The organism is Mycoplasma sp. 11548 (assembly GCF_055523555.1).
Map to the genome: position 1 here is coordinate 491766 of NZ_JBVFVF010000001.1, position 13981 is coordinate 505746.

Below are 13981 nucleotides of genomic sequence, written 5' to 3' on the forward strand. Positions count from 1 at the left end.
ACTTTTAATAGTAACCGTTCCAAAAAGGTTTAAGCAGTATATAACTCACCTTAAGGACGAGCCACTTATTGGAGGTATTGCATGTTAGCAATTATCGAAACCGGTGGGAAACAACTTCTAGTTAAAGAAGGTCAAACAATTTTTGTTGAAAAACTTGAAGGTCAAGAAGGATCAGAAGTAAAATTTGATAAAGTTCTTCTTGTTGTTACTGAAAAAAGTTCAAAAGTTGGATCTCCTTTAGTTAAAAACGCTTTTGTAACAGGTGTTATTGAAAAACAAGGTAAAGCAAAGAAAATTGTTGTATATCGCCACAACGCAAAATCAACTCACAAAAGAAAACTTGGTCACCGCCAACCCTACACACGTATTAAAATAACTTCAATCAAAGGATAATTAGAAAATGGCAAAGACAAAAGCCGGTGGTTCTACTAAGAACGGTCGTGATTCGCATTCTAAACGTTTAGGTGCAAAATTAGGTGATGGACAATTCGCTACAGCTGGATCAATTATTTACCGTCAAAGGGGTACTAAAATTCATGCTGGTGAGAATGTTGGTCGTGGTTCAGATGATACCCTTTACACTTTAATTACAGGTTACATTAAATACGAAAGCAAAAGAAATAGAAAGTATGTTTCAGTATACACCGAAAGACATACAAAATAAATATAAATAAAATGCAAGTTATTTCTAACTTGTTTTTTATTTATATTTGAATAGTTTCAGCTATATAAGTAATTAATTTAACTCCAGATTTAATTAATTCATTATTTCCATCGCTAATCCCATAACCTGGGAAACAGAAGACCTCTTTTCCAATGTCTAGAAAATAATTAACTAAATTATGGGTTTTAGATTTTTCTTTTGATGAGAAATAAATTAGTTGATCTGAAAGTAAAGCCGCAAAATAATTATCACTTTTAAAATTTTCATACTGCACAGTATAGTTTATCGGATATTTACTAATAACTAATTCTTTATTTAGATCAATATTCTCAAAGTTGAACTTATCAAGTCCGCATTTTGCAATATGGATGATTGTTCCGCCATATTTTTTGTATTGTTTAATGAATTCAAGTTCAGTATATTTATAACCATTTGTTACTAAGGTTGTTGTTTTCACTAGTTGTTCAATATTATCCTGAATATATTTTTGTGTAAAAGTATTATGTGTTTCATTAACTAGATAAACTTTTTGACGATTTGTTAAAATTTCTTTATTGCCTTTATAAAAGATAATGAATGGTGGTTGATTCCCTAATAATACATTATTTGGGTATATATTATCCATAAGTGTTAAATATTTAATATTATGCTCTTTATATTTATTTTTTAGTTCTTGTAATTTAATTTCATCTATTTTTTCTGTGTTTTTAATTGCTTGATAAATTCTGGCATTATCGCCTGCATATACGTCCGTAAAATAAAATAATATATCACTCATGATTCTCCATATTATTGTTATTAAGTTTAACTAAAAGAAACTAAAAATAAACAAAATATATTTATAAAGTCTAACAAATTCTTATACTACTTATTATTTAATAATAACTATATTTAAGTTTAACAACTTTTAACAAATAAGTATCAAGTTAATAGATATTTGAAAATAAGATAATTAATATATATTGAAAAATAATCTAATACAGATAAATCCGGACAGAAAAAGTTAACACGAAATAAACCCGGACAGAAAAGTTAACATGTAAATGTTAGCTTTTCTGTTACCATTCGTTGGTACCAACGAAAAAATTTTTTGAAAGGAAAATTATGTCAAGACATTTAAAGAAAGAAGAATTTGCAAAAATATATGAAGAATATCAAAAGTCAGGTTTCCCAGGTGCTTTTCGGGCTATTTACCAAATATCACCAGGAACAAAAAACTTACAAAGAAATAGTGTAAAAGTTAGAATTAATAAAATAATTAAGTATTATAATTTAGGTATGGAAGACTTATTGCAGACAAAGAAAGGCGAAAACCGCAAAAAAGGAAGTGGCAGTCCTAAGAAGAAAAGAGAACCAAATTGAGATATTTTTGATCGTGATGATTTGTTACAAATAGCTAAAAGATATTATGAAATTACCAATGAATTACCCAAAAGTAAGAAAGTTATTGAATTAAAAAGTTTTAGCATAAGTTACGTGAAGCTTTCAGAAGTTTTTGGCATTTCTAGGCAAACAATTTCTAAAACTCATAAGATTAAAATTTCACAAAAACTCCCTAAACATAGTGATGTAATTGAAAAATCGTTCATAGAAACAAAGTCAAGATATGGAAGGCTAAAGCTAAGTGTTTACATATCTCAAAAATACAAAATAGATATAAACGAACGTTCTTTAGGGAGATATATGAACCTTTTAGGCCTAAAATGTAAGCTTAGACAAAAATCAAAACGAAAAGAAATTAAAAATGTATCTTCACAAATTGATAACTTAGTAAATCGTGATTATAACGATCAAAACAATCGAAATATTTATGCAACTGATGTTTCATATATAAAAGCACCAAAAGACGTGTTAGAATCACACGTTTATTTGTCTGCAATTTTGTCTCATAAAACTAAACAAATTGTTGGTTTTAAATTATCAAGAAGTAATAATCTAGAACTAGTTTTAGACACTTTAAATTCATTAAAACAATACAAACCCAAAAATTTTATCATTCACTCAGATCATGGCTTTCAATATACACATCATCAATATATTAAAGAAGTTCAAAATATTGGTGGCGTTATTTCGTTATCAAGAGTGGGAAACTCACTTGATAATCGAGAAATTGAATATTGGTTTGGGATCATTAAAACCGAATTATTAAATGATTTAGATTATTCCAAAATAACATTCAATGAACTTAATGATATGATACAAGAATATGTAGTTTGGTATAATAACGATCGAATTCAATCAAACTTAAACTGAAAAACGCCAAAGCAATTTGCAATGGCATTATAAGTTACTAAAATGTTAAATTTTGCTGTCCATGTTTAAAATGTTAGCTTTTTCTGTCGGGCTTTAAAAATTAATCAATAAATTATTATCAATCATAAAAATAAAAATTAACAAAGAAAAATAGTGAACCCCTAAGATCGATCAAATTAATTGGTAAAACTTAGGGGGTTCACTATATTATCTTGTATATGATTTTATTTGTGAAATTGTAATTTTTATATCTATTATTTTAATTATCTTCTCTTTGGCTTGAGAATAAATCGAAATTATTATTTTCACTTTCGCTAGCATCAATATAATTAAAATCATCCATTTTAGGCAAATCTCTTAAAGAAGTTAAACGAAAGTGATCGTAAAATTTACTAGTTACACCATATAAAATTGGTTTTCCTGGAGTTGGTGAAACTCCAACTTCTTCTACTACTCCTTTTTGGACTAAATTATTAATAATTTGGTCTGATGAAGCACCGCCACGTATTTTTGTAATTTGAGATTTAGTAATTGGCTGCTTATAGGCAATAATTCCAGCAACTTCAATTGCTGCATTTGATAATTTATTAGGGCGTACGATAGTAACTAATTTTGAAACATAATCTTTGACTGATTCACGCGTTGCTAATTTGTAAATTTCATCATAAACAACAACCTTTAGTCCACGATCTTCTGAATTATAAGCTTTATGAAAATCTTGCATAACTTTTTTAGCTTCTATTACGTTATTAAGATTAAAAACTAATTTCACTTGTTCTAAAGTTAAGCCAGCATCTCCTTGAATATACAAAAGTGACTCTAAAATTTTATTTTTCATTGTAATATTCTCCCCGTGTTATGTATATAATATCAAATTGTTTGTCTTGGTGAATTACTAAGTATTGTCTTCTGGCTAAATCTAATAGAGCGATTAAGGTAATTACAAAGTGTTGGATTGAGGGTTGTTTAAATATTTCTTCGAATTCAACACGTTCTTTTTGATCTAACAATCCCCTAATAAAAGGAAACATTTCAGCTGGTGTAACATTAACTTTTTCTAATTTTGTTTTTCTTAATTCTTTTGCATAAACTCTTTCAAACATACGCCGCAATGTTGTAATTAGTGTCATTGGACTAGAATGTCCATCAAGTTTACTTTGGTCATTATCTAAAATAAAGTTAACAATATCACTTGGTGGTTTAATATAAATATTATTCCGATTTTCTTGAAAAGTTTTTAAGGCTAATTGAATATCTTTAAATTGTTGATATTCAATTAATTCTTGTAAAAAGACCTTCTTTTCTTCTTCAACTTCTAAAATAACTTCAGGATCTTGAAGCAACATTTTTGCTTTTAGGTTAATCATTGTTGAAGCCATTAATAAATAATCGGCAGCGATATCAATTTCTTGCTCTTTGATTTGATTAATAATATCGATATATTGAGTTGCTAATTCAATTAAATCGATATTCATAATATCGATTTTTTTATCTTTAATTAGATCTAAAAGTAAATCTAAAGGACCATCGAACACTTCCTTAATTTTAAAGTGGTAGTCTGAAGAATAATCTATAGTTTTAATTTTTTTCATTTTGTTTGTTTATTTCAGCTGTAATAAGGTTTTTAACACGTTGTGCAATAGCTTGTGGTTCTTGACCAATAATATCTCTTGCTTTAATTAATGGTAAAAATGTTAGTGTAACTTTACTTCTTGAAGTCTTTGAACTATTAAAAGAATCTAATGCTCCGTTAATTGCAACAGGGACAATCGGCAAGAATTTTTGAACTGCAATTTTAAAAGCACCTGCCTTAAAATCGCCAAGCTCAGGAGTCTTGATACGGTGTGCTTCAGGGAAAATAATTCCAAAAGTTTTCTTTTCACGGATATAATCACCAAAAGCATTTAAGGTCTTAAGGCTGTTACGAAAATCATTAGGATCTAACAAGAATGTATCTAATAGTTTTAAAGCATGTTTAGTAGTAAGAGATTTATCTAATTCATTTTTAGCAACAAATGTAGGTATACGCTGGTCAATATTTTCAAGGTGGGCCTCTTTTTCTAAAGCCACCAGCAATGCTAAAACATCAGTATATGATTTATGATTTGGCACAATCAATACAGGTCCTGTCTTAGGTAAATTATCAATACCTTTAACATTTACATCAATATTATAAAGTTTCAAGGCTTTCTTTGCCAATCTGGCTAATTTATTATATCTATCATAACCAGGTACAAAATCTGGTGTTTTAATATACTTTTTAGCTAACCTTCTAATTGAAAGAAATCTAAAAAATCATGGTATAGCAAATAAAACCATTTTTAACTTTGGAATTATAGTCATAAAACTCCTTTTAATTTTTAATTTTAACAACAAATGCTATTAATCAATCACCCTCATGGCTAATTGAAATGGCAAAATCTTGAAATGTTCAACGATTATTATTTTTTAACGGTTCTATTTTAGAAAATTCAAAATATTGATTATCAGCTTTAAAGATAGCTTCTTTAATAGCCCAGGATCTCGCTAAAAATAAAGCTTGCTCGGATGGGTCTTTTAAGTTTTGAAATTTTTCAAATTCTATCTTTGATAAAATACGTTTTGCAAATTGAATTGATTTATTATTGAACCGTGAGATGCGTGTTAAGTCTACGCCATTTAATAGCAACATAGTATATTAAATTTTAACATATTTAAAGATGTATAAATCAAAATTACTTAATTAATCTCAAAAGGATTTAAATCATTAATAATTCCGAAAAAAATTCTGGTTCAATACATGATTTGGATAAATTCTCCATATGCTTCTTCATTTTGTTTTGCAAACTCAATGTCAATACTAGTGGTGGTGTTATTATATGAAAGTAAATAATTATTAAACACTTGATGACTTATATTTTTTAAATGATTTAATGTATGATCTTGTTCATAATTTAATAAATCATCATACTGAACATCAGTAGTGCCTTGAAAATCTAAATTATTTTGATTTAGTTTTAAATAGATAATTCCCTTTGCCAATTTACTAGTTAACATAGCTTGGCCAATTTTTGAAATATCTGATGGGAAAGTGAAATAATCACAGAACACTTTACAGGGTTCTAAAATTGGTTTAAAAAAGTTCATTATTGATTTAGCACATTGATCAAGATTTTTATCATATGAGATAAATAAATTTAGTTTAACAAATTCTTTATGACTTAAATTAAAATTAGTTAAAAACCATGCCAATTTTAAAGCTAAATTAATGGTTAAATCATATTCATAAATAATATGTTGATGCTTAGAATACCCTGCAACTAATTTTTTAATGTTAATGCCTTGGGTTGCTAGTAAAGTTAAGGTAAGATCATTAAAAAAGTAAAAAGAATGATTTAAATCAGATGATATTGCACGAATATTTTTATTAGGGATTTTATGATTTTTTAAATAACTTAGTCATTCTTTTTTGCCTAAGAAGTAAATTAATTTATCAATTAGAAAATGACTTGATCTTTCGCTAAATTTGGACATGAGGATATTTACGATATCTTTATTTTTTTGCGCTGATAAATCATAAAAACCATCCGCAAAGCAAATTGCTATATTGTTGTTTTCGTCTTGATCAAAATATTTATCTAATTTTTGTTTAATTACATACAGTTGGTCTTGACCATTGATGAATTGCACCATAATTCGTTTTTGGTTTGTGTAGTTATTTTTACCTAAGATAAAACTTATTGTGCTTTTGATTAAGTTTCGCGTCATATGTGAAGCAAAAACTATTAAATGCTTAACTCCATTATTATAAATATTGTTACAAAATTTAATAATGGAGTTGATTCCATTAATTGAATAATTAACAGCTATATCATCAAAATTTAAATATTCTGAACCTTTAAAATTTAGAGACTTAATTTTTTGTATTATTTCTTTGTTTTGTTCAAAATATGCTTGAGTGTCTATATCATATCCTTTAATATTTATTTTGCCCATTATTTATGTTCTCTTTTGCTTTTTATATTTATTAATGATTAATTGATTGTAGTTTGATAATGCCTTAAACCCACCGGGAGTTTTTTGCAATTTGGAATTTATTTTAGCTTTTGATTCGTTTGGGTGGTTACGTTTAAAACTACCATAACAAATTTGGTTCTTTTTTTTGTCTATTATACAGTTTAAGTGTACGAAATTAATAGTATCTCCTACTGAAAAAAATGTAAATAAATTTTTGTTTGGATAATCAGAAACTTCATTATAGTTTATTTTGTAAGTGGTACCTTGTTTGGTTTGCAAGGTTATATTTTTATAAGTTATTTTTTTTATTTTCGCTATAACAATATCTCCATTTTCGTATTTTGTAATCATAATTACATTATACCTGAAAATTATTAGAATATAGTAAGTTTTACATTTCTAAAAAATGGCTTATTTGGTATAATTTTAATATTATTTTATATATTTACATATTTGGAGGTTATCTAGAAGTTATGAACAAAAATTATAATCATTTAGAAGTTGAAAAAGATATTGAAAAAAAGTGAAGAGATAAAAAATATTTTATTACTCATAATAAAAAATTAAAACCATTTACAATTTTATTACCACCACCTAATGTGACCGGTAAATTACATTTAGGTCATGCACTAGATGTATATATTCCAGATACAATTATAAGGTATAAAAAATTAAAAGGTTACGATGTAATGTGGATTCCCGGTATGGATCATGCTGGGATTGCAACACAATCTAAAGTGGAAGATGTGATTTATAAACAAACGGGGCAAACTCGCCACGATTTAGGTCGAGAAAAGTTTTTAGAACAAGTTTGAGCATGGAAAGACGAATATGCCAATTTATTTAGAAAACAATGAGCCAGGGTTGGCCTTGCATTAGATTATGAAAATGAACGTTTTACTTTAGATAAAGATGCTAGTAATGCTGTGCAAAGTGTATTTATTAAACTATATGAAAAAGGTTATATTTACCGGGGAGTTAAAGCTGTGCACTGGGATATTCAGTTACAAACTGCAATATCAAACATTGAAGTAATTAATGAGCCAACCACTCAGATTATGTACTATATTAAGTATAAGGTTTTTGAAACTAATGAGGATTTAATAGTTGCAACAGTGCGTCCTGAAACTTTACTTAGTGATATTGCAATTGTTTATAACCCAATGGATCAAAAATACAAAAAATATAAAAACCTTCATGTTGTTCATCCATTAACGCAGAAAGTTTTACCAATCATAGAAGATGAATATGTTGATCCAGATTTTGGAACAGGGTTAATGAAACTTTCTGCACATGCAGATGCGGATATCGAAATTATTCAAAAATTAGGATTAGAAATTATTGAATCAATTGATAAAAATGGATTTATTAATTATCCAAATACTAAATTTCATGGGTTAGAGAGATTTCAAGCCCGAATAGAAATTGCTAAATATTTAGAAGAGCATAACTTTATTTTTAAAAAAGAAGAAGTAACTTCAAATGTCTCAATTTCTGATCGTAGTAAAAGTGTTACTGAAATTTTAGTTTTACCTCAATGATTTGTTAAAATGGATGATTTAAAAGATTTAATTATTAAAAATATGAAATCAAAGGACCAAGTCAAGTTTTATCCAAAACGCTTAAAACACACAATGCAACAATGAATGGATAAAATGCATGATTGAAACATTTCACGCCAAATTTGATGAGGTCATCGGATTCCTGCCTGGTATAAAGAAAATCAAATTAAAGTTCAAGTTGATAGTCCAGGTGAAGGTTGAAAACAAGACGAAGATGTTTTAGATACTTGGTTTTCTTCAGGCATTGCACCATTTACATTTATGGGTTGGCCAAATAATACCAAAATGCTTGAAAGATATTATCCGACTAGTTTATTAGTGACAGGTTATGACATTATTTTCTTTTGAGTTGCTCGAATGTACTTTATGGGTCTTGAGTTTATGAAACAAAAACCATTTAAGGAATTATTATTCCATGGTTTAATTCGGGATGAAAAAGGGCAAAAAATGTCTAAATCATTAAATAATGGTGTGGATCCTATGGATTTAATTGATCAATATGGATCAGATTCATTGCGTTGGTTTTTATTAACAAATACCTCTCCAGGAATGGATATTAGATTTTCAACTCAAAAAGTTGAAAGTGCTTGAAGACTTAATAATAAACTTTGAAATATTGCTAATTATATTCAAAGTTTACCAGATAATTCATCTAAAGAAAAAACACCATATGATTATTGAATCTTAGATAAATTAGCCAATTTATCTAAGAAAATTACAAAATTAATTAAACAATATGAATTTGCAATCATTGGTTCTGAAATTTACAAATTTATTTTTAACTACTTAAGCAGTTGATATATTGAGTTTTTAAAATCAACTCAAAATAAACAAGTAGCCCTTAACATCTTGAGTAAAACCTTAATTGTTTTACATCCGTTTTTACCATTTATAACTGACCGTTTATATTCAGAAATATATCATGCTGAATTATTGGAACAAAAAATGCCAATGCTTCGCTCTTATGATTTTGTTAGTAGCATAGATGAAGTTATTGAACTAGTTACTGCATTAAGAAAATACCGCGATGATATGCAAATTTCTAAAAAAGATCTTTTAGAATATTGATATTCTGGAAAAATTGAGCCTAAGTGAATTGAGATTATTAACCGTATGGCTAATGCAAAATTAACCCAGAACGAGGATTATTTAATTTCAATTAACAAAGAAAGTTTATTTATTAAGCAATCAAGTGAATTAAAAAACAAAAATAAACTAGAATTAATTGAAAAAATTAAATATCTTGAATCTGAGGTAAAAAGATCGCAAAACATTTTAGCAAATCAAAGATTTGTGCAAGCAGCTCCGCCAGAGAAAGTCGAAGCAGAACGTTTAAAATTAGATAAATACACTAGTGAACTAAATAAATATATGGAGGAATTAAAATGCAAATATTAAGTGGTAAAGAATTAGCAAAGCTAGAAACTGAAAAGATTAAACAAGAACTAGAATCTTTAAATTTCCCCCGCCGCCCAATTTTATCGATAGTTCAAGTTGGTGATAATGAAGCCTCTAATAAATATATTAATGCTAAATTAAAAAAATGTGAAGAAGTCGGAGTTGAAGGAAGATTGCATAAGTTTGATGAAAAAATTACACAAAATTCCCTTTTGAAAAAACTCGATTTAATTAATTTAGAATCAGATGGTGTAATTGTACAATTGCCCTTGCCTAAACATATCCCAACCCAAGTTATTTTGGATTCAATTCCATTTGAAAAAGATGTTGATGGTTTATCAACTCGTAATGAATTTAAACTATACAACCGTAAAGAAGAGAAATGCTTTGTTCCAGCAACGGCCCGTGCCGTTATGGAAATAATGGATCATTACAACATTAATTACAAAAAAGATGTTAAGGTTTGTGTTGTCGGGCGCTCGCACCTAGTAGGCAAACCAATTGCCCATTTAATTAAGAAATATGGTGTAGATGTGGCTACATTTAATGAAAAAACTGGCATTAAAGGTGTTGAATCTGGCGATGTTGTCATAGTGGCCATTGGTGTTGCTAAGTATATCAAAGCCGAAAATATTAAAGAAGGTGCCGTGGTTATTGATATTGGCATTAATTTAGATAATAAATTAACAAAAGAGTTACATGGTGATGTAGATTTTGAATCGGTTAAAGATAAAGTATCAGCCATAACACCAGTGCCTGGTGGGGTTGGTCCTATGACAGTAGTTTGTTTACTTAAAAACTTAATTGATGCAATTAAATAATTAAAAGGAGAAATATGAAAAAAATTGCTATTTTAACTTCTGGTGGTGATGCCCCAGGAATGAACAATGCCGTTAGAGCAATTGCAAAGCATGCTAAAGCAAATAATTTAGATGCATACTTAGTGTATGAAGGGTATAAAGGTTTATATAACAATAATATAGTGCCTGCAGATACAGTAGATCTTGATGCTTATATTAACCAAGGGGGAACTTGCATTTACTCAGCTCGTTTTCCTGAATTTAAAGATCCACAAGTAAGAGAAGTTGCTATTAATAATCTAAAAAGCTTAGGAATTGAGGCCTTAGTTGTTATTGGTGGTGATGGAAGTTACCGAGGTGCTCAATTACTTCACGAAGCGGGAGTAAAAACAATTGGCTTACCTGGGACTATTGATAATGATATTGCCGCCACTGATTATACAATTGGTTATGATACTGCTTTAAATACAATTGTTGATGCAATCGATAAAATTAGGGATACTGCTAAAAGTCACCAAAGAATTATGATTGTTGAAGTAATGGGTAATGGTTGTGGTGATTTAGCTCTTTACTCGGGTTTAGCTACTGGTGCTGAAATTATTTCCACAAACCAATATAAATTAACTCCTGAGCAAATTGTAGCAAGCGCTCTTGAATTAACAAAGCAACCTAACAGACGTAGTATCATAATTGTTGTTTCAGAAAAATGTTATGATATCAAAGCATTAGAAAAATTAGTGCAAGAAACAACTGGATGAGATACTCGCAGCAATCCTCTAAACCATATTCAAAGAGGTGGAACTCCTAGTGCCCAAGAAAGAATCTTAGCTTCATTGCTTGGTCAAAAAGCAGTTGATTTTCTTTTAGAAGGTCGTTCAGGTATTTCGGTTGGTATTATTAATAATGATATTGTTGGTATTCCAATTCTAGAAGCTTTATCTATGGAAAATGCTTCTAAAAATAAATTTGTCCAAAAAGCAATAAAATTTAACAAATTAAACCAATCTAAATAGTGAATAAAACACTTATGCAGCGCATAAGTGTTTTTTAGTAAACATAAAAATAAACTATACAAATGATTTAGGATTAAATTCAGAAATTAGAAAGGTATTATTATAATGAGAAAATTTATAAAAGGTTATTGATTAATAAATAAAGGAAAAATAAAAATGAATTTGAGTAAAGTAATATAAAGTTATAAGAAGTAATTATTTTTATTGATATATATATATATATATATATATATATCAATAAAAAAGGAAATATTATTATTATTTGTCTTTCTAAATATCTAAAATTTAATTATATTTTTAAAATAAATGGCGGAACAGAGAGGATTTGAACCTCCGCGGGAGTTGCCTCCCCTACAGTCTTAGCAGGACCGCCTCTTCAGCCTCTTGAGTACTGTTCCAAATATGCATATATTATACACTATTTTTTAAATATGTAAACATTTCTTTAAAAAATATTGATATTATTGTCCAATGACAACTATTTAGGTCCATATATAAATCCCATGGAAAGTGAACTAATTTAATTAAAATATGGTATAAATTATTTATGAGAATCAAACATAACATAGATAAGTACAAAAACTTAACAAACTACGAACTAAAAAAACAGCAATCTCTCATATTAATTGCTGCTAATATTGAAAAATCTTTATCTCAACTTAGTTTAATTACAAACCTTAGTGTATCAACTGTAAAAAGATATAAAAAAATAATAAAAAGTAATCAAGAAATTGACATCAGTCATAAAAATAAAAATCAACAAAGAAGTTGCAAAGTTACCGATTCAGAAATTGAATTAGTGTTTAAAGATTATTTAAAAACATGTGAAATTATTTTAAATAGCATTCTAACAAATAACCAACTTTCGTTTAAAAGTTATTATTATTCAGAATATGGTTCTTTTATAAGGCAAAAAATTTCTTACAAAACTTTGGTAAGAAGATTCAACCAATTAGGATTATTTAATATACATACAACCAAAAGAGGAAGAAAAATAGCAAAAATATCAAAGAAGAAAACTTCACAAGAGACAACATTGCTATTAAAAAAATATTATAAACAAATTAAACAAAATGAAAAACAAAGACAAGTTTTGGGTCTAAAGAAAAATTTAGAATTTGGTGAAATTGTTGAAATCGATGCTCAGCTTGAACCATATTTAAAAAATAATAAACCATTCTATCTTTATCATGCAATTGATGTTGCTACTGGAACATTATTAGCAGCATGATTTGAAGAACAAGAAACAACATTAGGATATCAAAGACTGTTAGAAATAGTATTTAAGAAATATGGATTTCCAAAGAAAATTTATACTGATAAAAGAAGAACTTTTTGGGGAAACGAAAACGCACAAACAATTTTTGAAAAAGATTTAAATAAAAAAGGAATAGAAGTACTCAGTTCATCTAATCCCAAACATAAACCTCACGTTGAGAGATCTTTTAGAACATCATTAGATCAATACCCATTATTAATTCATGAAAACGGATATAAAGATATTAATGATTTAAAGCAAAATAACGAAGTATTTCAAAATTATTACAACACGAGGAATAAAAAAATAATTTCTAAACATAATGTCTTTCAAAAAGAAGGAAAGAAAAACGGCAATTGAGCCGTTGATTTAGAGATTAATAGAAAAGTTTTAAATGGTGTTGTTAGATACCAAGGTAAAAACCTTGCAGCTTTCGATATGCATGACAAAAGGATTATATTTCCTTATAATTCTGATGTTGTGTTAGTACATTGTTCTGATGATAATTTGTATTTTAAATATAATGGAAAAAAATACTTTGCCAAAGAACCTAATGGAAAATATCTAAGCTTTACAGAAATGTGAGCTCTTGAGAAAGGTTTAGATTATTCTATCCCTGCCGTTGGAAAACTAGCATTTATCCATAAGAAAACAAACTCATTTTTTAAAACTCTTGAATTATACATCTCAAAGTTTAATAGTGTCTCTGTGAATGCACAAGGAAATAACCTTGAAGCCAATAAGATTATGGCTGAGTATTTAGAGATACTTCGAACATTACACAGAAGCATCAATGATGAAATAAAAATTGATGCATATTAATTTTAATATTTTTTAATAAAAAAGAAAATAATAAAAATAGAAAACACGGGCACGTGTTTTCTGGAAGTTTTGCTTACTTTTTCAAAAGTAAGGCCCCCTTGATTGCAATCAAGGGCGGGGGGTTAAAAATCTTTTTGCTTCATTTTGAAATTTTATAGTTAATTTAACAATATGCATAATTATGTCTTAATTTTTTAGACAGTAAAAACATCAAA

The 13981-nt window shown here is 28.0% G+C and carries 14 protein-coding genes and 1 tRNA gene; 7 read left to right on the top strand and 8 right to left on the bottom strand.

The window, feature by feature from the left end; genetic code table 4:
- The first annotated feature begins 81 nt into the window (after positions 1-81).
- Positions 82-393 (top strand): 50S ribosomal protein L21, encoded by a 312-nt coding sequence (gene rplU / locus AC0B4K_RS02055; protein ID WP_465101469.1) that lies wholly within the window; start codon positions 82-84, stop codon positions 391-393.
- A gap of 7 nt (positions 394-400) precedes the next feature.
- Positions 401-664: a 50S ribosomal protein L27 gene (rpmA, locus tag AC0B4K_RS02060; RefSeq protein ID WP_465102289.1), complete on the top strand. Its 264-nt coding sequence runs from the start codon at positions 401-403 to the stop codon at positions 662-664.
- A gap of 40 nt (positions 665-704) precedes the next feature.
- On the opposite strand, the gene AC0B4K_RS02065 is transcribed toward rpmA, so the two are convergent.
- On the bottom strand, positions 705-1442 hold the full coding sequence (locus tag AC0B4K_RS02065) for a DNA-processing protein DprA (protein ID WP_465103605.1): 738 nt from the start codon (positions 1440-1442) through the stop codon (positions 705-707).
- 326 nt (positions 1443-1768) lie between these two features.
- Between AC0B4K_RS02065 and AC0B4K_RS02070 the strand changes: the two genes are divergently transcribed.
- Positions 1769-2950 (top strand): IS3 family transposase, encoded by a 1182-nt coding sequence (locus AC0B4K_RS02070; protein ID WP_465103606.1) that lies wholly within the window; start codon positions 1769-1771, stop codon positions 2948-2950.
- A 226-nt stretch (positions 2951-3176) separates the two neighbouring features.
- On the opposite strand, the gene scpB is transcribed toward AC0B4K_RS02070, so the two are convergent.
- The 6 genes from scpB to AC0B4K_RS02100 are packed head-to-tail and all read right to left on the bottom strand — an operon-like array spanning position 3177 to position 7264.
- A complete protein-coding gene (gene scpB / locus AC0B4K_RS02075) occupies positions 3177-3755 on the bottom strand; it encodes an SMC-Scp complex subunit ScpB (RefSeq protein WP_465101472.1) in 579 nt (192 codons plus the stop codon).
- Positions 3745-4509 carry a segregation/condensation protein A gene (locus AC0B4K_RS02080; protein ID WP_465103607.1) on the bottom strand — a complete coding sequence of 255 codons (765 nt, stop codon included), beginning with the start codon at positions 4507-4509 and terminating at the stop codon, positions 3745-3747. The genes scpB and AC0B4K_RS02080 overlap by 11 nt, the downstream gene beginning before the upstream one ends.
- Positions 4496-5260, bottom strand: coding sequence for a lysophospholipid acyltransferase family protein (locus tag AC0B4K_RS02085; RefSeq protein ID WP_465103608.1), 765 nt, complete (start codon positions 5258-5260; stop codon positions 4496-4498). The genes AC0B4K_RS02080 and AC0B4K_RS02085 overlap by 14 nt, the downstream gene beginning before the upstream one ends.
- Positions 5261-5270: 10 nt before the next feature.
- A complete protein-coding gene (locus AC0B4K_RS02090; RefSeq protein ID WP_465103609.1) occupies positions 5271-5588 on the bottom strand; it encodes a 4'-phosphopantetheinyl transferase superfamily protein in 318 nt (105 codons plus the stop codon).
- Between the two features lie 47 nt (positions 5589-5635).
- Positions 5636-6892: a hypothetical protein gene (locus tag AC0B4K_RS02095; protein WP_465103610.1), complete on the bottom strand. Its 1257-nt coding sequence runs from the start codon at positions 6890-6892 to the stop codon at positions 5636-5638.
- 3 nt (positions 6893-6895) lie between these two features.
- Entirely contained in the window at positions 6896-7264 is a 369-nt protein-coding gene (locus tag AC0B4K_RS02100; RefSeq protein ID WP_465103611.1) for a hypothetical protein, read from the bottom strand.
- Between the two features lie 122 nt (positions 7265-7386).
- On the opposite strand from AC0B4K_RS02100, the gene AC0B4K_RS02105 reads away from it, so the two are divergent.
- Genes AC0B4K_RS02105 through pfkA form a run of 3 tightly spaced genes read left to right on the top strand, consistent with a single transcriptional unit; the run spans position 7387 to position 11686 of the window.
- Positions 7387-9873: a valine--tRNA ligase gene (locus AC0B4K_RS02105; protein ID WP_465103612.1), complete on the top strand. Its 2487-nt coding sequence runs from the start codon at positions 7387-7389 to the stop codon at positions 9871-9873.
- Entirely contained in the window at positions 9861-10694 is an 834-nt protein-coding gene (locus tag AC0B4K_RS02110) for a bifunctional 5,10-methylenetetrahydrofolate dehydrogenase/5,10-methenyltetrahydrofolate cyclohydrolase (protein WP_465101479.1), read from the top strand. Before AC0B4K_RS02105 ends, AC0B4K_RS02110 begins: the two co-directional genes overlap by 13 nt.
- Before the next feature lie 14 nt (positions 10695-10708).
- Positions 10709-11686, top strand: a complete 978-nt coding sequence (gene pfkA / locus AC0B4K_RS02115) for a 6-phosphofructokinase (RefSeq protein WP_465103613.1) — start codon at positions 10709-10711, stop codon at positions 11684-11686.
- 307 nt (positions 11687-11993) lie between these two features.
- Here the strand turns inward: pfkA and AC0B4K_RS02120 are convergent.
- Positions 11994-12084: transfer RNA gene (locus tag AC0B4K_RS02120), tRNA-Ser, on the bottom strand.
- 149 nt (positions 12085-12233) lie between these two features.
- On the opposite strand from AC0B4K_RS02120, the gene AC0B4K_RS02125 reads away from it, so the two are divergent.
- Positions 12234-13766, top strand: a complete 1533-nt coding sequence (locus AC0B4K_RS02125; protein WP_465103318.1) for a transposase family protein — start codon at positions 12234-12236, stop codon at positions 13764-13766.
- The last annotated feature ends 215 nt before the right edge of the window (positions 13767-13981 follow it).